Raw genomic sequence first — 19,500 nt, 5'->3', positions numbered from 1 at the left:
CCTCGGCTACCGGGTCATGGATGCGCGGTCGCAGCGGTGCGCTGAGCTTGCTGCCGGGCAATGCGTTGGTCGTGGATTCTGACCAGCTCACGGAAGCCGAGCCGCGGGTATTCCGGCACGGGTTGGATTCCCCACGTGTCCTTGGCGGTAGTGATGCCCGCCCCTTCGGGTGCGCCATTGATGGGTGGGCCGGGGAAGGGGTATGGGTACTGACATTCCAGCGACTCGTTGTTGTAGCGCACCTTCATCAGCTCGCTGCAGATATCGCGGAAGCTCAGGGTCGGATAGCCGTACCAGATCGCCAGGAATGGCAACGTGAACGCGCCCTCGATGACAAGCCCGACCAGGCACACCATGATGCCACGGCGCAACCACTTGTGCAGGCGCACATAGTCTTTCGCGGTTCCCGCCGCTAGATCGTCGGCCGCGCCTGCATCCTGCGACCTGGTCTCTGATGTGCTCATCGGATTCTCCTTAATCGGAAAAGATTTCACGATTGACGGTGTGCAGATACGGAATCGCGAGGAACGGGGTGATGTACATGATGTCGTAGATCCACCACCCCAAGACCGGGAAAACCACCCCGGCATAACGAACGTCGGCGTACACGGTCATGTTCATCACGTAGCCGACCCAGATCACTACGCCGAACCAACAGGTCACCAGCAGCCACTGGTGGCCCCAACGCTTCATCTGCAGGAAGGCTATGGCCGCGGCGATCCGCATCGGAAACACGGTCAGGATGCACGTAACTTCCCAACCCTTCTCGCCCGGTGCGGTTGCCCCACCGATCCAAAGCTGGTTGTAGTGCCAGAAGTATCCGGCGTCGAAAGCGTTGCCCCACCCCGTATATAGGACGCGGTAGATGAGCGTGTGGTTGGCGACCATGTCGAGGATCCAGCCCTGCAGGTTGAGACCCGCATCGAGTATCACCAGGTAGCCGATCAAGGTGACCATGATCGGGCGCACCGACAGGCCCGATCTCGACGCCCGTCGAAGCAACGCCAGGCCGTAGAGGAACACGGGTAGGCCGAAGATGCCGGGAACGTTGGCCCCCATCAGCAGCGTCCCGGCAATGAGCCATTTATCGGCGCGGCGTTGTGCCGAGCGACTCTGCTCGAGGTGGTCATCCAGTGACATCGACGGGACGGTTGCGGCGGCCCTGTCCTTTCCGCTACCGGAAAGGTGGTTGATCAGTGGCGAATTCACGTTTCTCCTACCAGTTCCGGGTCGCCCACATCGATAGTTGGATGCCGAACATGAGTAGCAGGTAGCCATAGATGAAGATCTGGAAGACGATAAGTGCCCGCTTTCGCTGGCGCTCTCGTTGGTTCACGGGCGGTCTCCTTTCATCAGAAGGTGCCGATGCCGCGCATCACGTAGTACCAAAAGCCAACCAGCGCAGCGGCTCCGCCCCATCCGAGGGCGAGCGACACCAGTTCCTGCCACACGGTTGAACCTCCAATCGTTCGATGAACCCCGGTCGGTCTACCGGGCCTCTAGACCCCGGCGTGCGCTCGCGACAAACTCGTCGAGCAATCGGCTGCGGGCGGCCTTGGAGTCGTGGTGGGTGACGAGCAGCGCGTAGAACCCCAGCAAGAAGAAGAGCGCACTGCTCTCGGGGTTGGCATCCGGATGGGCCGCACCCTCCTGCTGCGCCCGCCTGATCTGCTGAGCGACGAGTGCAACCAGAGGATGTTCGGTGGGCTTACCGAATCCTGGCGGGCGAGTCTGCGAAAAATGTAACGCCAGAACGTCCCTGAATAGCCTTGTGCCAAGTCGGGATTCCGCCGCCACCACGAGGCGCACCACCTCCGACATGGTCGACCACACGTCGTGCTCGGACTCGACGAAGCTGCCCAAGTCGCCGGCGAGCCGAGAGACCAACTTGCGCTCGACTTCCTCGAGCACGTGCTCCTTGGTGGGGAAGTGAAAGTAGAAGGTCCCGCGGGCGATGCCCGCTGCGGCGATGATGGCGCCGATATCGGCATCCGCCACGCCCACCCGTTTGAACTCGACCAGCGCAGCGTCGTAGACGCGCTGGCGCGTCTCGAGTCGCTGCGCCTGGCGCCCGCGCGGCTTCGCATCGGTAGTCATTGCTTAATATCGTGAGCTCTTCACTGACAGATGTCAATGACATATTTCAGCGAAAATGGACCGATCGGAGGGCGCGGTGTCCTAGTGGTCTGCGCGCGCTCGGCAACGTCGCGCCAAGATGGCGGCCAGGCGCGCGGGGTCGGAGAACATCACGTCGTGGCAGCCGTCAAGGCAAATCATGGTGTCGACGCCGCCGAGTGATTTGATCGCGTACAGCTGCTGCCGCACCGACAGCGCTCGGTCATCCAGTGTCATGATCCATGTCCGCGGAACGTCAGCGGGCAGCTCGCTGCGATCGGCCGGCTCGAAGATCACACTCGGCGATTCCATGCACAGCCGCGACAGCGTTAACCTTCGCTGCTCACGCGTCATCCCATTGCAGAATGCGTAGCGCGCCAGGGCGGGAGGCATTGGGAAGGACCTTCTTTCGATCCAGCGCGCCGATCGCGCCAGCGGGGCAAGCGGTCCGCGCAGCGTGTCCACGATCGACTTTCGCTGCGGTGGGACGAACGCCGCCAGCAGGATCATCTCGCGCACGCGCGTCGCCCCGAGCTTGGCGACGATGCCCGGGACGGTGAGTCCCGCCATCGAATGCCCAACGACCACCACGTCGTCCAGCCCGGCCTCCTCGATATCGGCCACGGCGGAGTTCACCCAGTCGCTGACGGTGACGGTCGCCAAATTCGCCGGCCTGCCGGCGCGCCCGGGTAGATCAATCGCGAGGACCCGCAATTCAGGCGCCTGCCTGGCCAATTCGGCAACGGTCAGATCCCAGCAATCGGCGGCGTGTGCGCCGCCGTGCACCAGCACAAGACCGGGCAATGCCATTGCGGGGAGACCTCAGTCGCGGGGCTGGACGCCGCGCAGGAACAAATCGACGGCGTGTTGCAAGTGGCGCTCCTCCTCATCGGCGCTGCGGTAGATGCCGCAGTCGGCCAGTCGCGCGGGTAGATGCTCGATCATCGCAATGAAATGCCCCGCGGTTAACTCGAGGTCGTCCACCTCGATGCTTCCGCTCTCCTGGTGCCGTCGCAGCAGATCCATGACCTGCCGGTGGCGTGGCGACCACAACATCGAGTGCGCGCTGACCGCGAACTCGGGAAACCGCGCCGATTCGCTCATCGCAATCCGCGTCAAACGCACGATGTCCGGGTCGATGGCGCGCGCGAGTCCGGCCCGGCCGAGTGCAATCAGGGAGGCGCGCAGATCGCTCTCGTCGATGTCGTTGTCGGCGTCGCGCTCGGTCCTACGCGTCAGCGCCCAGGGAATGACGTCGACGAAGACCGCGCGCTTGTCGGGATAGCGAGCATATAGGGTTCGCCGCGTGATGCCGGCCGCTCGGGCGATCGCGTCCATGGTGGCCCCGTCATAGCCATACTTGACGAAGGTCGCCACCGCGGCCTTGCGCAACTTCTGGTGCAGCTTCTTGGCTTCGGCCTGGGTCGGCCGTCCGCGTCGAGTCGTTGTCACCACGATGGGAAGTATATATACAGTGTCGTATAAATAATCGTTGGCGACACACAGTCAGGGGTCACCGTGACCATCACACAGTCGTTCATCGATGGCGAATCGGTTGCCTCGGCGGACCTGTACGACAACATCGATCCCGCTACCGGCCGGTCGCTGGGTCCGGTAGCGCGCGGCGGCACACACGAAGTCGATCGCGCGGTGACGGCGGCGCGCGTGGCCCAGCAACGCTGGCGGAGCGTTTCACCGGAAGAACGCGCGACGCTGCTGACGCGGATCGCCGATCTGATCGGCGAAGATCACGAGCGGTTGGCGCGGATCGAAAGCGAGGACACCGGAAAGCCGTTGAGCCAGGCGCGCGCGGACGCGACGGTCGCCGCTCGATACTTCCGTTTCTACGGCCACGCGATCGACAGCTACTATGGCCAAACCATCCCGCTGTCAACGGATCTGCACGCGTATACCCGACACGAACCTTTCGGCGTCACCGGCCACATCATCGCCTGGAACTACCCGATGCAATTGCTGGCCCGCGCCGTGGCTCCGGCGATTGCGGTGGGTAATTGCGCGGTGGTCAAACCGGCGGATGAAACACCGCGCACCGCAGTGGAATTGGCGCGGCTTGCGGTTCAGGCCGGTCTGCCGCATGGCGTGTTCAACGTGGTGACCGGAATCGGTTCCGAAGCCGGCGCCGCGCTGACGGCACACCCCGACGTCGACCATCTGGGCTTTGTCGGGTCGACTGAGGTCGGCTCGGTGGTCGCGCACGCCGCGGCCGATCGGGTGGTGCCGACGACCCTGGAACTGGGCGGGAAATCGCCGCAAATCGTTTTTCCCGATGCGCATCTGGAACGCGCCGGCAAGTCGATCGTGAAGGCCATCCTGCAGAACGCCGGTCAAACCTGCTCGGCCGGCTCGCGGCTGCTGGTGCATGATTCGATTCACGACGCCTTGGTGGACACGGTCTGCCGGCTCATGAAGTCGGCAACGATTGGACCGGGCATCGAGGACCGCGACCTCGGACCGTTGATCTCGCGCAAGCAGCAACGGCGGGTGCAATCGATGCTCGGCGGCGACGTCAAGGGTGAAATCCTTTGTGGTGGAGGACCTCCAGAGAACGCGCAGCTCGCCGACGGTGCATATTTTGCTCCGACCGTGATCGCCGACGTCGATCCCACCTCGCCGATCGCGCAGGAGGAGATCTTTGGTCCCGTGCTCGCCGTCAACAGATTCTTCGGCGAGGATGAGGCAATCAGCCTGGCCAACGGCACGCAGTATGGGTTGATCGCCGCGGTGTGGACCACCGACCTTTCTCGCGCCCATCGGCTCGCGGCCGAGATCCAGGCGGGGCAGGTCTACGTCAACACCTACGGCGCCGGCGGCGGCGTGGAGCTGCCGTTCGGGGGCTTCAAGAAATCCGGGTACGGCCGCGAGAAGGGTTACCAAGCGCTCGACACGTTCACGACCACCAAGACAGTCGTTGTGCGCCTGGAATGAGGTAAAGGAGAACACCATTGGACCGCGACACCTACCGGCGCGGGTTGGAGATTCGCTCCGCAGTACTGGGCGAGGAGTATGTCAACCAAGCATTGGCGGGCGCCGATGACTTCACCAAACCCCTGCAGGATCTCCTCACCGAATACTGCTGGGGAGCGGTGTGGGGCCGCGAACAGCTGCCCCGCAAGACCCGCAGCATGCTCAACTTGGCGATGATCTCGGTGCTCAACCGACCGAACGAATTGCGAACCCACGTCAAGGCGGCGCTCACCAACGGCGTCAGTCGCGAGGAGATCCGCGAGATCTTTCTACAGGTCGCCATCTACGCCGGCATGCCGGCCGCCGTCGACAGCTTTCGGATCGCCGGCGAAGCGTTCGCCGAACTCGACAACACCTCGGCACAATGACGCAGATCGGGTTCGTCGGGCTGGGCAACATGGGTTTTCCCATGGCTCGTCGGATTCTCCAGGAGCATCACGACGTCGTCGCCTTCGACACTCGCGGCGACGCGCTCGACCGCGTTGTCGCGCTCGGGGCCCGAGCCGCGTCGTCGGTCAAAGAGGTCGCCGACCGGACCGAGACGGTGATGGCCAGCCTTCCCACTCCCGCCGCGTCACTCGAAGTCGCGACGGGCGCGCAAGGAGTGATTGAGGGTGCGCGGATCAGACGCTACGTCGACCTGTCAACCGTCGGGAGCCAGACGGCCGTGCGAATCCATGACCGACTGGCCGAACGGAACATCGTTGCGATCGACAGCCCCGTCAGCGGCGGGGTCGGCGGAGCCGAAAAGGGAGCGCTTGCCGTCATGGTTTCCGGCCCGCGCAGCGAATTCGACGTCATACGAACGGCACTCGAGGCGATCGGCCGGCCGTTCTACATCGGCGACAAACCGGGCTCGGCGCAGACGATGAAGCTCGTCAACAACATCCTGGCCGCCAACGTCTTGGCCGCGACGTCGGAAGTCGTCGTGATGGGCGTCAAGGCCGGTCTCGACCCCAGCGTGATGATCGAGGTGCTCAACGCGGGTTCGGGTGCGACCAGCGCAAGTCGCGACAAGTTCCCCCGCGCCGTCCTGCCGCGAACGTTCGACTACGGGTTCGCCACCGGGCTGATGCTCAAGGATGTGCGGCTCTACCTCGACGAAGCCAAGGCGCTTGGCGTGCCGGCCGACGTTGCCGAAACGATCGGCCGGCTCTGGGAAACGACCGCGCGAGATCAGGGTCCCGAGTCCGATTTCACGACGGTGATCAAACCGCTGGAGAAGGCCGCCGGCGTCACCGTCGGCCCGGCCGACGCGACGCCGGACTAGGCCGCCCCCGGCAACTTCGACGCCGCGAGCGGCGTTCGCCGACGAGTGGGAGAATGGTATTATCCTCGTTGAAGAACGATACTTGCCCGCCTGGTCAAAAAACAGCCAACTACCAGCGGCGATGTTTAACCGAAACGCTTACCGGAAATGCATTGATCGACGGCCGATCAGAATGTTAGGTTATCTATCATATGACTGATCTCCACTCGCTTTGGCTACCGGAAGCCGAGGGGCGGCTTCCGTGATCGAGCACGCTGACGGAACCCGCATGCCGGTGATCGACGCCAGCGTGCACATCTTCTTTCCGTCCAACAAAGATCTGCGCTCGTTCCTGCGTGAGCCGTTCAAGAGCCGCGGTTTTCCCGACTACGAGATGGACTGGTACGGGTCACCCGGCGGCGAGTACGCGCCGAACACGGAGGGACCGGATCGGCAGTACCCGGGATCGGATCCGGAATTCGTTGCCCACGAACTGTTTTCGAAGCGCGGCGTCGACGTTGCGGTCCTGCATCCGATGGGGCGCGGCATCATGCCCGACCGGCATTTGGGCAGTGCACTGCATGCCGCGCACAACGAGATGATGGTCTCGCGCTGGCTCGAGCACACCGAGTTCGGTGACCGCTTCCGCGGCACTATCCGGGTCAATCCCGACGACATCGCCGGCGCTCTGCGTGAGATCGAGAAATGGCGCGGGAACCCGCGCGTGGTCCAGATCGGCGTTCCGCTGCAGTCCCGCGAGCTCTACGGCAAGCCGCAGTTCTGGCCGCTGTGGGAAGCGGCCGCCGACGCGAACCTGCCGGTGGCGGTGCATATCGAATCGGGCGAGGGCATCGGGTTTCCGCCTACGCCGTCCGGGCACACGCTGACCTATGAGCAGTACGTCAGCTTCATGGCGCTCAATTACGTGTATCACCTGATGAACATGATCGCCGAGGGCGTATTCGAGCGCTTTGCAGGCCTCAAGTTCGTCTGGGCGGACGGCGCCGCGGACTTCCTGACGCCGTTCATCTGGCGGATGGACACCTTCGGCCGACCGCACCTGGAACAGACGCCGTGGGCGCCACGGATTCCCAGCGACTACCTCCCTGGTCACGTGTATTTCGTCCAGGGCGCCCTCGACGGTCCGGGCGACACCGAGTTCGCCGGTGAGTGGTTCGGCTTCACCGGCAAGGAAGACATGGTGATGTTCGGATCCAGCTATCCGCACTGGCAGTGCGGCGACGTCACGAAGCTGCCCAAAGCGCTGTCCGCCGAACAGCGCGAGAAGTTGTGCTGGCGCAACGCGGCCAACCTGTACGGGATCGACGTTTCTGTCGACCTGGCAGCGGGCTAGTCGCAGAATAGAAGCGAGGGAGACTGAGGAGTTCGAAATGACGTTGACCCATACGCAGGAACGTGTTCCCGCCGCCGAGCGCATAGCCGTCCGGTGCGTGGACTCGGACGTCCACCCGGTGCCCAAACGGGGCGAGATCACCCAGTACATACCCGAGCCCTGGCGCAGCAAGTTTTTCCTCGACCACCGGGTCGGCGAGCTGATCTACTACGACGCTCCCGACTACGCGCACAGCTTCGCGATGCGCACCGACACCTTCCCGCCCGATGGCGAATTCCCCGGCAGCGACCCGGACATGGCCTTCCGCCAGCTGATCATGGAAGCGGGTTCCGACATCGCGATCCTGGAGCCCGGCGGCCGCACGCCGCGGCTGGCCGAGGCGCATCAGGCTTATTCGACCGCTCTCAATCACTGGCAGGCGAATCACTGGCTGGACAGCCACAACAACTGGCACGAGCGCTGGCGCGGTTCGATCTGCGCGGCGGTCGAGGATCCCGAGGGCGCGGCCCGCGAGATCGAGACGTGGGCCGGGCACCCGTACATGGCGCAGATCCTGATCAAGGCCGAGCCGCGGCCGTCATGGGGTCACCCGAAGTACAACCCGATCTGGGAGGCGGCCACCAAGCACGACATCACCGTGAGTTGTCACCTGTCGCGCAGCAATTACGAGATGCTGCCGACCCCGCCGGTGGGTTTCCCCAGCTACAACCACGACTTCATGGTGACCTACTCGCTCTTGGCCGCGAACCAGGTGATGAGCCTTGTCTTCGACGGCGTCTTCGACCGGTTCCCGACGCTGCGGATCGTGTTCGTCGAGCACGCGTTCACCTGGATCCTGCCGCTGATGTGGCGTATGGACGCCATCTACGAAGCACGCAAGTCGCGGGTCGACATCAAGCGCAAGCCGTCGGACTACGTCAAAGAGCACATCAAATTCACCACCCAGCCACTGGACTACCCGGAAGACAAGACCGAGCTGACCCGCGCGATGGAGTGGATGGAGTGCGACAAGATCCTGCTGTACTCCTCGGACTACCCGCACTGGACATTCGATGACCCGCGCTGGCTGGTCAAGCACCTTCCCAAGGCGGCGCGGGATGCGGTGATGTACAAGAACGGCATAGCGACATATCACCTGCCGGAGACGGTGCCGGTCCTCGAGGGCCAAGTCCGGGTGCTCTGAATTGGCGGAAGAGACCAAGCGGCCCGAGCCCCGCCTTGCCCAGGGCCGCGAGCATGTTGTCGCGACAGTAGACGAGATCCCTCCGGGCACCCACAAGCTGGTGCCGATCGGGCGCCACGGCGTGGGTGTCTACAACGTCAACGGAACGTTCTACGCGATTGCGAACTACTGCCCACATCAGGGCGGACCGCTGTGCTCGGGGCGCCCGCGCGGCCGGACCATCGTCGACGAGACCGCCCCCGGTGACGCGGTCATGGTGCGAGACCTGGAGTACATCTATTGCCCTTGGCACCAATGGGGTTTCGAGCTGGCTACCGGCACGACCGCGGTCAAGCCGGAGTGGAGCATCCGCACCTACCCGGTGCGTGTCGTCGGCAACGACGTTCTGGTGATGGCGTAACTACAGGAGAGTCGCGTGTCTTCTATCGAGGTGAACGGTGGGAACGTAGTCTACGAAATCCTCGGTGACTCAGGCGATCTCATCGTCCTGACGCCGGGCGGGCGGTTCAGCAAGGAGATCCCCGGTCTGCGTCCGCTCGCCGAAGCGCTGGTCGCGGGAGGCTACCGGGTACTGCTGTGGGACCGGCCCAACTGCGGCGCTTCCGACGTGCAGTTCTACGGACAAAGCGAGTCGCACATGCGCGCCGAGACCCTGCACGGCCTGCTGGGCGCGCTCGGTGTGAAGCGGTGCATCATCGCCGGCGGCTCGGGTGGCGCAAGGGATTCCATGCTCACGACGATGCTCTACCCGGAGATGGTCGAGAAGCTGGTGGTGTGGAACATCGTCGGCGGCATCTACGGCACCTTCGTACTGGGGTCCTTCTACATCATTCCCAGCATTCTGGCCGCGCGCGGAACCGGCATGGACGGCGTGATCAAGGTTTCTGAGTGGCAAGACCGCATCGAAGAGAACCCGGCTAACAAGCAGCGATTCCTCGATTTTGACAAGGACGAGTTCCTCAAGGTGATGCTGCGCTGGCTCAACGCGTTCGTCTCCAAGCCGGGCCAGACCATCCCGGGCGTCGAGGACGAGATGTTCGAACGAATCCAGGTGCCCACCTTGATCATTCGCGGCGGCGAGAATGACTGGGATCATCCCAAACGGACGTCGCTGGAAGTCAGCTGCCTGATCAAGGGCTCCAAACTGATCGATCCGCCCTGGCCGGAGGATGCCTGGGAGCGTGCGTCCGAAGAACGCGCAGCCGGCAAGGTTTCGCACTTCAACATGTTCGACACCTGGGTGCAGGCAGCGCCCGCGATCCTCGAATTCCTGGGCAGCTGATGCGTTTACTCGGTGCGAATATGGACCTCACAGTTGAGCGACGCCTCGAGCGCCGTGTGGATCCGGCTCTCCGGGATGCGCTCGAGGTCGTCCTCGCGCAGCGTCACATAGACGATGTCGAAGCCGTCATCGCCTGGAACGCGGGCGATTTCGCCGGTGAGTCCGAACCCAGCCAGCACGCCGCGGGCGTCGTCGTCGGTTCCCCGGCTGACGAAGGTGACCACGCCGAGGGCAGGAGCGGTGCTGAACGCCTTGGCGCACAGGCCCATTGCGGCCTGCTGTGCCGCGTCGACGTCGTCGGCCGCAATGAGCAGCTCGACCTCACGGCGGTTGGCCGGCATGGCCGCGAGATTGTTTTCGACCACACGGGCACCGATCTCGTCACCGAGCCCGAGGAGTTCGTTCATGCCGTCTTCTAATTGCGCGGGCGTGAGCACACTTCCCGGGTCGACGTTCACGCGCACCACCGCAGTCCGCATGTGCGCAAGCCTAACTAAGACGACGGCAGGCCTGCAGTGAACACCGCCCAATCCACCAACATCACCACCGCCAGCGCACCCGGATGCCAACCCCGGCTACTGGGCGAACAACCCGGACGCGAAGACCTCACGTCGTATCAGCGTCTCGGCGGTTATCCCCCGCTTGCCGACGCGGAGCAATTGCTGGCCGAGGTCGAGTCCAGTGGGCTGGTCGGCCGCGGCGGTGCCGCTTTCCCGCTGGCGGTGAAGTTGCGCACGGTGCGCGACAACGGGAGCCAGGCCGGCGGCACGGTCGTCGTCGCCAATGGCGAAGAGGGAGAACCGGCTTCGGTCAAGGACCGATGGCTGCTGCGCAGCCGCCCACACCTGGTTCTGGACGGATTGCGATTGGCCGCGGCGATCGTTGCCGCGGACCGCGCATATATGTACGTGTCCGACCCGGAGTCGGCGCAGAGTGTCCAAGCCGCGCTGGGCGATGTCGACCCTGGCGCGTTCGGCCGCGTCACCGTCGACTTGATCACGGTGCAGCCCGGCTACGTGGCCGGCGAGGAGACCGCGGCGGTTCGTGTGCTCAACGGCGGCCCGGCCAAGCCGACGGACAAGCCTCCGCGACCGTTCGAATCGGGTGTGGGCGGGCGGCCCACGCTGGTGAGCAATGTCGAGACCCTGGCGAATCTGCCTTATCTGCAGCGCCACGGTTCGGCGGCGTTCCGCTCGCAGGGCACCCCGCTGTCCACGGGCACCTTCCTGGCTACCATTACCGGTGCCGGCCGGGGCCCGGCCCTCTATGAGCTCCCCCACGGCATGCCCTTCACCGAACTACTTGCGCTGCACGGCGTTTCGCCCGACCAGGTGCGAGGGGCGCTGTTGGGCGGCTATTTTGCGGGTTTCCTCAACCGCGACGTGCTGGAGACGACGCTGGATCACGAGACGATGCGACGCTTCGGCAGCGGCCTGGGCTGCGGAGCGATCACGGTGATCACCGACGACTGCCCGGTCGCCGTGGCGGCGTCGGTCCTGGCCTACTTCGACCGCGAAAACGCCGACCAATGCGGGTCGTGTTTCAACGGGACGGCCGCGATGGCCGCCGCGGCCGGGGCGCTGCGGGACGGCGCCGCGACCATCGAAGACGTCGACCGATTGCGCCGCTGGTCGGTGGTGTTGCGCGGACGCGGGGCATGCGCCACGTTGGACGCTGCCACCAACGTTGCCGCCACGCTGCTCAAGCAATTCCCGGACGACGTTGCGCGCCATCTCGACGGGGCGTGCCAGGACTGCCGGAGTCACCCGTTCCGCTTCGACCGGCCCTACGAGGCGGAGGCTGCGAGGCAGGCATGAAGATTCGTTTGGACCGCACCGTCTGCGACGGCTTCGGCATCTGCGCCAAGCACGCGCCGGGCTACTTCTCGTTGGACGACTGGGGCTACGCGTCGCTCATCGGCGATGGCACCGTGGCCGAGTCGGACCACGACGCCGTCAAGCGCGCGCTCCTCGACTGCCCGGTCCACGCCATCACCGAGATCGGTGATCGCACACCCAGCGTCCCCCACCCGTTCCACGCCGAGTCGGACGAGGATCCCGCCCCGCATGTCAAAACCGAATCGAACGAAGCCCAATGGGGTTTCACGCGGTGACCTAGCGGAGGAAAGTCACGGACACGCCCTGGTTCTGCCAGCGTGCAAGGCATAGGCTGAAGCAACCCAACTTCGGGATGGTCCCTCTGGGAGGCCTGCCATGATCCGGTTTGCTCGCCGTATGGCCGCCGCTATCGCGGTTGTGTTCGTGTTGATTGCGACTGCGGTGCTCACGAGGCCGGGGATCGCCGCGGCGGAATGCGCCCCCAACATGTCGCGGAATCCCACGACCCTAGAGTGCAAGATGCCACCGCCCGTGCCCGACTGGTACAGAGCTCCGCCGCCCTACGCGCCCATGTATGCGCCGCCGGACGTGCCCCCGCCTCCGCCAACGCCGCCGTGGGCGAAGACGGACCCGGTGTGGAGTAACGGCTTCCAGCGGTGGGGCATTGTCATAGGCGGGGCCTGGGTGCCGCTCTGAGCCCCTTCCCAACAGTTAGCTAGCTAGCCGCGCGCGGCGCCTTTACTCGATCTTGACCATGCATTGAATCGCCCCACCAACGATGGCTGATGTGAGTACGCTTTCAACGGTGGAGCTGGGGGTTTTGGGACCTCTCCAGGTCCGGCAACATGGAGCGCCCGTCGCTGTCCCGGGCGCCAAACCTCGTGCCATCCTCACGATGCTCGGGTTGCACAGCGCTTCCGTTGTCTCGGCCGACACCCTCGTTGAGCTGCTCTGGGGCGAGGATCCGCCTCGCACCGCGGCCAAGGCCCTACAGACCCACATCTCCTCGCTCCGTCGCACCCTGGGCGACGGCTTCATCTTGACCCAGGGCGCGGGTTGGGCCCTCTCCGACAGCGAGGTCGACGTCGCGCGCTACAAGGCCGCCGCGCGACTCGGGCGCGATGCCGCTGCCGCCGGCGACATCAGCCAAGCCGTGGCCCGCTTCGAGGAGGCGCTCGCCCTCTGGCGCGGAATCCCCGAATTGCCCGATGGCAGGCGCGGAACGTCCGAGAAGACGCGGTGGATCGAGGGCCACGCAGCGCTCGTGGAGGATCGAGCCGACGCGCTGCTCGCAACGGGCCGCGCCGCGGAGATCGTTGGCGAGCTCGAGGCCGCGGTGGCCGATGCGCCGCTGCGCGAGCGGCGTTGGGGCCAACTGATGCTCGCCCTGTACCGGGCCGGTAGGCAAGGCGAAGCCCTGGGCGCCTATCAGCGGGCCCGGGCGCTGCTCGCGGACGAACTGGGGGTCGATCCCGGGCCGGACTTGCGTCGACTCGAGGCCGCGATCGTCGCGCAGGACACTTCGCTGGAAATCCCTGCGGCACAACAACCTTCGGTGATGATGCGCGCCGTGACGTTCCTGCTGACCGACATCGAGGGGTCGACGGCGGCCTGGGAGGCAGAGGCCGACGCCATGGCCGTCGCGCTGGCAAGGCACGACGAACTCGTCGAACAGGTCGTCACGTCCCGCGGCGGGCGGCTGATCAAGACGCGCGGCGAGGGCGATGCCACCTTCTCGGTCTTCGAGCGACCCTCAGCGGCAGCATCTGCCGCTATCGAGCTGCAAGAGGCGATTGTCCAGGAGCCGTGGGCCTTGCGGGAGCCCATGCGGATCCGCGTGGCGTTACACACCGGGGAGGCCGAGCTTCGCGACGGCGACTACTTCGGCCGGGCGGTCAACCGCGCGGCGCGGCTGCGGTCACTGGCCGTGGGTGGCCAGATCCTGTGCTCCGGTGCGACCGCCGAACTCGTCATCGACTCGCTTGCCGATGACGTTGTGCTCGCCGACCTCGGGATGCGCGAGCTACGCAACCTCGCTCGTCCGGAACACGTCTTTGAGCTCCGGCTGGAAATCGCCGAAACTCAACATCCGCCGGTCCCAACCGATGTGCCCGTCAAGCGCCCAAGCCTCCCCGCGGTGCTCGCCGGCCCGGGCCCGTTCGTCGGACGCGGACGCGAGTTGGAGCGGCTTTTCACCGCGTGGCAAGCCGCACTTGCCGGTGGCACGAACGCGGTGCTGATCGCCGGTGAACCCGGCGTCGGCAAGACACGTCTGGCCGGCGAATGGTCGCGCCAGGCCTATGACCAAGGCGCCCTGGTGATTTACGGCCGGTGCGACGAGGACCTGGGTGCGCCGTACCAGCCGTTCGCCGAGGCGCTGCGCTCCCTGGTGCCATGCCTCGGCACCGGTGGGCTTCAAGGGTTGCGCGGGGTAGAGGCATTGCTCGCACTCGTCCCCGGGCTGTCCGATGTCTTGCCCGACCTGGCCACGCCCACCCGCGCCGATCCGGACACCGAGCGCTACGCACTTTTCGACGCCGTCGTGGCGCTACTGGGAATCGCGTCTGCCGGCGCACCCATCATCCTGATCCTCGATGACCTTCATTGGGCAGCCAAACCCACGCTGCTCCTACTGCGCCATCTCCTGCGTTTCGGCGAGCACGCCCGCGTGCAGATCGTCGCCACGTATCGCAGCACCGACCTCGACCGCTCCCATCCCCTGGCGGCGATGCTCGCCGACCTACACCGCGACGGCACCGCGAACCGCCTTCAGCTCGGCGGCCTCGACGAGGACGACGTGAGCGCGTACGTCGCCGAGGCCGGCTACGACGACGAAGAGCTGGCCCGGGCATTGGCCTCGGTCACCGGCGGCAACCCCTTCTTCCTCATCGAGGCATTGCGCCACGTCGACGAGAGTGGTGGCCGGTGGGACCAGAGCACCCTGCCGCAGGGGGTTCGCGAGGCCGTGAGTCGCCGCCTGTCGCGGCTTGCACCGGAGACGAACAAGGCCCTTGCCGCAGCCGCGGTCGTCGGCAGCCGGTTCGCGTTGGACTTGGTCGAAAGCGTTGTGGGCGAGGACCTCGTCGACGCGTTGGACGAGGCATGCAAGGCCGGAATTGTCATCGAAGAGCCTGGCGGGCGCTACCGGTTCAACCACGCCATTGTTCGGCAATCGCTGCTCGCCGAGTTGCCGTCGGTTCGGCGCATGCGGCTGCACCAGCGGATCGCCACCACGCTGGAGAGCGAGCCCGGCGCCGACGACGAGCTGCTGGCCGAACTCGCTCACCACTACTTCGAATGTGCATGGGCGGGAAACGCTGCCAAGGCCGTCGAGTACTGCCGGCGGGCGGCGGATCAGGCGATGACTCGGCTCGCCTACGAAGGGGCCGCCGACCTTTACGATCGGGCCCTGCACGCGCTCGAGGAGATCGACGACGAGCTGCCCGACCGCGACGACCAGACCGCCGAGCTACTGATCGCGCGCTGCGAGGCTCTGCTGGCCGCCGGCGACGTGGCTTCGGCGGCTGGTGCGGTCTCTCAATTGCAGGGAGCGACAGTCGATTCGGCCCGGCTAGCGGCGTGGGCGACGTGCTTTGACGGCCAGCTGTCGATGCTTACCCATCCCGAGCGACTGGAAGAGGTCGAGGCTGCGGTGAGCGCGGCCGCCGACAAACTGGCCGAACTAGACGACGCCGCAGGGGAAGCGAGCGCTCACACCGTCCGTGCCGGATGCCTCGCGCGTCTCGGAAGAATCGGCGACGCCGAAATCGCCCTGGATGACGCTCTTACGGCGGCGCGGCGCGCAAGTGAACACCGACGCGTCAATGCAGTGCTGGCGAATGCGCCACTGGCCGCGCTGTGGGGGCCTAACCCGGTCCCGCGCGCGGGCGGGCGGTGTCTGGACGTCGTGCGCCTACTGCGAATCACGACCGACTCGCCCGCGGTCGAAGCGACGTCGACGCGATGCCAGGCCGTGTTGGAGGCCTTCCGCGGACGCGCCGCCGCCGCCCGACGGATGATCGACTCGGCCAGGCGCACGGTCAGCGAACTGGGTCTGCGCCATGCCCTCCTCGAGGTCGAGCAGTTTGCTGGCATCGTCGAGCTGGTCGTGGACGATCCGGTCGCGGCCGAGCCGCATCTACGTAAGGCCTACAACGGCTTTCGTCGCATGGGCATCGACGTCTGCACCGCCGAGACCGCCGCGTTGTTGGGTCGCGCTTGTCTCGTGCTCGACCGAGACGCCGAAGCCGACGAATTGTGCACGGAGAGTGAACGTCTCGCGGGCAGTGCGCTCAAGGCGTCGATAGCCTGGCGTACGCTTCGGGCGCATCTGCTGGCGCGCCGGGGCAAGCACGATGAGGCCCGGCGCGCCGCCGAGGCTGCTGTCAGCCTGGCCGAGCGAACCGACGCATTGGTCGACCATGGCGACGCCTGCCTAACGCTCGCAACAGTTTTGGGCGCTGCCGGCGACGCTGCTGGTGCGCGTGCCGCAGCCGAGCGGGCAGCGGACCTTTACGAACGAAAAGGCGCTGCGGCACTTGCCGAGAGGGCGCGGCGCGTTCTCGGTGAACAGGCGGTCCCGTCCATCCCGACGCCACCCGCACCACCGACCGTGGAGCCCGCCAATGATTGCGTCCGAGTACTGGGCCAGATAGAGGCTGCCTTCTACGCCCAGGCCTGGGACGCGTACGAGGCGTTGTACGCGCCCGACGTCTTCGTCGAGAGTCGCCGGAAGATAGTCCGGTTCACCCAGAGCGATCTTCCGTCGGGCGACTGGCCGCGCGAGGCGAGACGTCTTACCGAGATGAGCGGGGGGGTTCGTCAGGTAGTTATCGCTGTACGAGGCGAGCGCTTGGCTCTCAGCCGATTGGAAGTTGGGACTGAAGATCTGAGCCCCGGGGCGGCGCAGGACGAATTCCTCCAGCTATATGGGATCGATACCGAAGGTCGAATCGCTCTACAAGTGTTCTTCGACATCGAAGACGTCGACGCTGCGATGGCTGAGCTCGACGCCGCGCATGCCCGATTCGAGGAGGAACACCCTCGAGCCCCGCTCGAGAACGCCGCGAGTCGAGCTGATTATCGCTTCAACATGCTCTTTGCCGAAAGGCGTTGGGACGACGTGGGTGCGCTGCTCGCCGACGACATCCGCGTCGAAGACCGACGTCGAGGACTCCGGCGAGAAGGGAATAACCGCGCTACCGAACTCGCGGAGCTACGCGCGATCGCCGACGTCGGTATCAAGAACATGACGTCAGACGTCCTTGCGATCCGCGGCGAGCGCCTCGCCCTCCTTCGCACCCTCTACACGGGCCGAGACCAGCGGCCCGAGGCGTTCCACACCGAGTTGATCCGCATCGCCGAGGTTGGTGCCGACAGGCGGATCGCGGCGTACATTGCGTTCGACCCTAACGACTTCGATGCCGCCATCGCCGAGCTCGACGCCCGATATCTCGCAGGCGAGGCGTCCGCGCACGTGCGCACTTGGTCGGTAATCACGGGGGCCTACGCCGCGCTCAATCGGCGCGAACTGCCTCCGACGACGCCGAGTTGGGTGAACATCTACCACCGCCGGGGAACATCGTTTGCGTCCGGTGAAATGCCGGCGCTACTCGATGCCGTGTGGAAACTCACTACTGATATCAGGCACTCCATCGAGGCTGTCCATCGGCTGAATGATGTCGGAGCCGTCATCACCAACGCATCGCATGAGACCTCACAAGAGGGCGTCGACGCGGAGTGGCGGGTGATCACGGTTGTAACGGTGGAAGGCGAAATGCTCAGCCGCTGCGAAGTATTCGATGAGGACGACCTCGATGCCGCGATTGCGCGGTTCGAAGAGCTCGACCGGCCCGCATCAAAACTGGAAAACACCGCAAGCCGCGTATTCGAGCGCCTCTATTCGTACGTTGCGGTCGACGACTGGCACGCCGTGGCTCAAATAACGGCCGAAAACGTCTCCGTCGATGATCGCCGACGAGTGGTGAACGCCGGGATCCTCCATGGGCGAGATGCCAACATCAGAGATGCGCAGGCGACCGCCGATGTCGGCTTCACGATGGCCATGGTGGGCGTCCTGGCAACCCGCGGAGGACTTCTCGCACTCACACGGGTTCGCGTCTCTGGCCGCGACCCCGAGGCGATTGAAAACGATGCCCTCTCCATCATCGAGGTTGATGCCGAAGAGCGAATCGCGGCAGTTGTCGTGTTCGATCTTGACGATTTCGACGACGCGATCGCCGAGCTCGACGCCCGATACCTTGCCGGCGAAGGAGCTACCCATACGCGCACCTGGTCGATCATCACGGACGCCTATGCCGCACTCAACCGACATGAGATCGCTGCAACGACAACTGACTTCGCGAGCATCGACCACCGCCGAGGGGCGAGATTCGCGCCCGGCGACTTGATTGCATATGTCCGCTCCGGGTGGGAGCTCGACCAACACATTTCTACCTACATCGAGCGCATCCATCAGCTGACCGACGTGGGAGCTGTCATCACACACGTGGTGCGCGGAGGCCCGCAAGAGGGCTTAGATGCCGAGTGGAGGGAAGCGATTCTGATCACTGTCGACGGTGACGTGATCAATCGCTCCGAGATGTTCGATGAGAGAGACGTAGACGCCGCGCTTGCGCGATTTGAAGAGCTCAACCGGCCCGTACCGAGGCGGCTGGAAAATGCGGCCAGCCGGATGTACGAGCGTTTCAAGGTGTGCTTCGCGGCCCGAGACTGGCCCGGGGTAAAGGAGCTGTACGCCGACAACATATTGAGCGAGGACCGTCGCCACCCAATTAACTCGGGCGTTCGGCAAGGGCCAGATGCACTGGTTGCCGAGATGTCGGCGATTGCCGAGGTTGGGATTGACATTACGACATCGGCCGTGGCGACCCGAGGCGAACACCTCGTGCTCAGTCGTATTGACGGTCTTGGCCGAGACGAAGGGGCTGATGGGTTCCAAGTAGTCGCCCTCGACGTTCTCGAGCTCGACGCCGATGAACGGTTCGCGGCCCGCATCCTGTTCAATCTCGACGACTTCGACGCCGCCGTCGCAGAACTCGACGCACGGTACATCGCCGGCGAAGCGGCACCGTATGCGCAGACATGGTCGGTGATCGCAGCGAGCTACGCAGCAATCAATCGACACGAGCAGCCACCAACGACGCCAGACTGGGTCAACGTCGACCACCGACGGGAGGTTGCGATGGGTCCCGATGACCTAGTCGCATACATCAGCGCCGGGTTGGACTCTGATCAAGACATCACGACCTATGTCGAGACTGTGCATTGTCTAAACCGCGGCGGAGCAGTCCTCACCTACGCCGCGCAGGAAACATCGCGAGAGGGCTTCAATGCCGAGTGGCGCGGTGTCGTAGTCCTCTTAGTCAGCGGTGACAAGGTCAGCCGCAGTGAGCTATTCGACGAGACGGACCTCGATGCCGCGGTCGTCAGGTTCGAACAGCTAAGCCGAACGGCGCGACGCCTGGAGAACGC

Annotated in this window: 16 protein-coding genes; 10 read left to right on the top strand and 6 right to left on the bottom strand. The window is 65.0% G+C overall.

Annotated elements, in window-relative coordinates; genetic code table 11:
* Positions 1-14: 14 nt before the first annotated feature.
* The 5 genes from A5736_RS07865 to A5736_RS07845 all read right to left on the bottom strand — a co-directional run bounded on the left by A5736_RS07865 (position 15) and on the right by A5736_RS07845 (position 3,570).
* Positions 15-464, bottom strand: coding sequence for a hypothetical protein (locus A5736_RS07865; RefSeq protein ID WP_076245464.1), 450 nt, complete (start codon positions 462-464; stop codon positions 15-17).
* Between the two features lie 10 nt (positions 465-474).
* Positions 475-1,140, bottom strand: a complete 666-nt coding sequence (locus A5736_RS07860) for a hypothetical protein (protein WP_175611225.1) — start codon at positions 1,138-1,140, stop codon at positions 475-477.
* 348 nt (positions 1,141-1,488) lie between these two features.
* Positions 1,489-2,097, bottom strand: coding sequence for a TetR/AcrR family transcriptional regulator (locus tag A5736_RS07855; RefSeq protein ID WP_076245462.1), 609 nt, complete (start codon positions 2,095-2,097; stop codon positions 1,489-1,491).
* 81 nt (positions 2,098-2,178) lie between these two features.
* Positions 2,179-2,925, bottom strand: a complete 747-nt coding sequence (locus tag A5736_RS07850; protein ID WP_076122517.1) for an alpha/beta fold hydrolase — start codon at positions 2,923-2,925, stop codon at positions 2,179-2,181.
* 12 nt (positions 2,926-2,937) lie between these two features.
* On the bottom strand, positions 2,938-3,570 hold the full coding sequence (locus A5736_RS07845) for a TetR/AcrR family transcriptional regulator (RefSeq protein ID WP_233147954.1): 633 nt from the start codon (positions 3,568-3,570) through the stop codon (positions 2,938-2,940).
* Between the two features lie 63 nt (positions 3,571-3,633).
* Between A5736_RS07845 and A5736_RS07840 the strand changes: the two genes are divergently transcribed.
* From A5736_RS07840 to A5736_RS07810, 7 genes are all read left to right on the top strand, one after another.
* Positions 3,634-5,061 carry an aldehyde dehydrogenase family protein gene (locus tag A5736_RS07840; RefSeq protein ID WP_076245460.1) on the top strand — a complete coding sequence of 476 codons (1,428 nt, stop codon included), beginning with the start codon at positions 3,634-3,636 and terminating at the stop codon, positions 5,059-5,061.
* A 17-nt stretch (positions 5,062-5,078) separates the two neighbouring features.
* Complete coding sequence (locus A5736_RS07835) at positions 5,079-5,468, top strand: carboxymuconolactone decarboxylase family protein (RefSeq protein WP_076245459.1); 390 nt, start codon at positions 5,079-5,081, stop codon at positions 5,466-5,468.
* Positions 5,465-6,370, top strand: coding sequence for an NAD(P)-dependent oxidoreductase (locus tag A5736_RS07830; protein WP_076245457.1), 906 nt, complete (start codon positions 5,465-5,467; stop codon positions 6,368-6,370). Before A5736_RS07835 ends, A5736_RS07830 begins: the two co-directional genes overlap by 4 nt.
* Before the next feature lie 241 nt (positions 6,371-6,611).
* Positions 6,612-7,703, top strand: coding sequence for an amidohydrolase family protein (locus A5736_RS07825; RefSeq protein WP_076245455.1), 1,092 nt, complete (start codon positions 6,612-6,614; stop codon positions 7,701-7,703).
* Between the two features lie 37 nt (positions 7,704-7,740).
* Positions 7,741-8,886: an amidohydrolase family protein gene (locus tag A5736_RS07820; protein WP_076122522.1), complete on the top strand. Its 1,146-nt coding sequence runs from the start codon at positions 7,741-7,743 to the stop codon at positions 8,884-8,886.
* 1 nt (position 8,887) lies between these two features.
* Entirely contained in the window at positions 8,888-9,286 is a 399-nt protein-coding gene (locus A5736_RS07815; RefSeq protein ID WP_076059019.1) for a Rieske 2Fe-2S domain-containing protein, read from the top strand.
* A 15-nt stretch (positions 9,287-9,301) separates the two neighbouring features.
* A complete protein-coding gene (locus A5736_RS07810) occupies positions 9,302-10,168 on the top strand; it encodes an alpha/beta fold hydrolase (RefSeq protein ID WP_076122523.1) in 867 nt (288 codons plus the stop codon).
* Positions 10,169-10,173: 5 nt separating this feature from the next.
* On the opposite strand, the gene A5736_RS07805 is transcribed toward A5736_RS07810, so the two are convergent.
* The gene (locus A5736_RS07805; protein ID WP_076245454.1) at positions 10,174-10,647 is read right to left on the bottom strand and encodes a hypothetical protein; all 474 of its coding nucleotides are present in this window, start codon (positions 10,645-10,647) and stop codon (positions 10,174-10,176) included.
* A 36-nt stretch (positions 10,648-10,683) separates the two neighbouring features.
* Between A5736_RS07805 and A5736_RS07800 the strand changes: the two genes are divergently transcribed.
* From A5736_RS07800 to A5736_RS07785, 3 genes are all read left to right on the top strand, one after another.
* Positions 10,684-11,985 (top strand): NADH-ubiquinone oxidoreductase-F iron-sulfur binding region domain-containing protein, encoded by a 1,302-nt coding sequence (locus tag A5736_RS07800; protein ID WP_076245452.1) that lies wholly within the window; start codon positions 10,684-10,686, stop codon positions 11,983-11,985.
* Positions 11,982-12,281: a ferredoxin gene (locus A5736_RS07795; RefSeq protein WP_076122526.1), complete on the top strand. Its 300-nt coding sequence runs from the start codon at positions 11,982-11,984 to the stop codon at positions 12,279-12,281. The genes A5736_RS07800 and A5736_RS07795 overlap by 4 nt, the downstream gene beginning before the upstream one ends.
* A 620-nt stretch (positions 12,282-12,901) precedes the next feature.
* On the top strand, positions 12,902-19,500 hold a 6,599-nt coding region (locus A5736_RS07785; protein WP_254848318.1), incomplete at its 3' end, for a BTAD domain-containing putative transcriptional regulator.

Source organism: Mycobacterium sp. SP-6446, from assembly GCF_001954045.1.
In the GTDB taxonomy this organism is placed as follows: domain Bacteria; phylum Actinomycetota; class Actinomycetes; order Mycobacteriales; family Mycobacteriaceae; genus Mycobacterium.
This window is presented reverse-complemented; position numbering and strand designations above follow the sequence as displayed.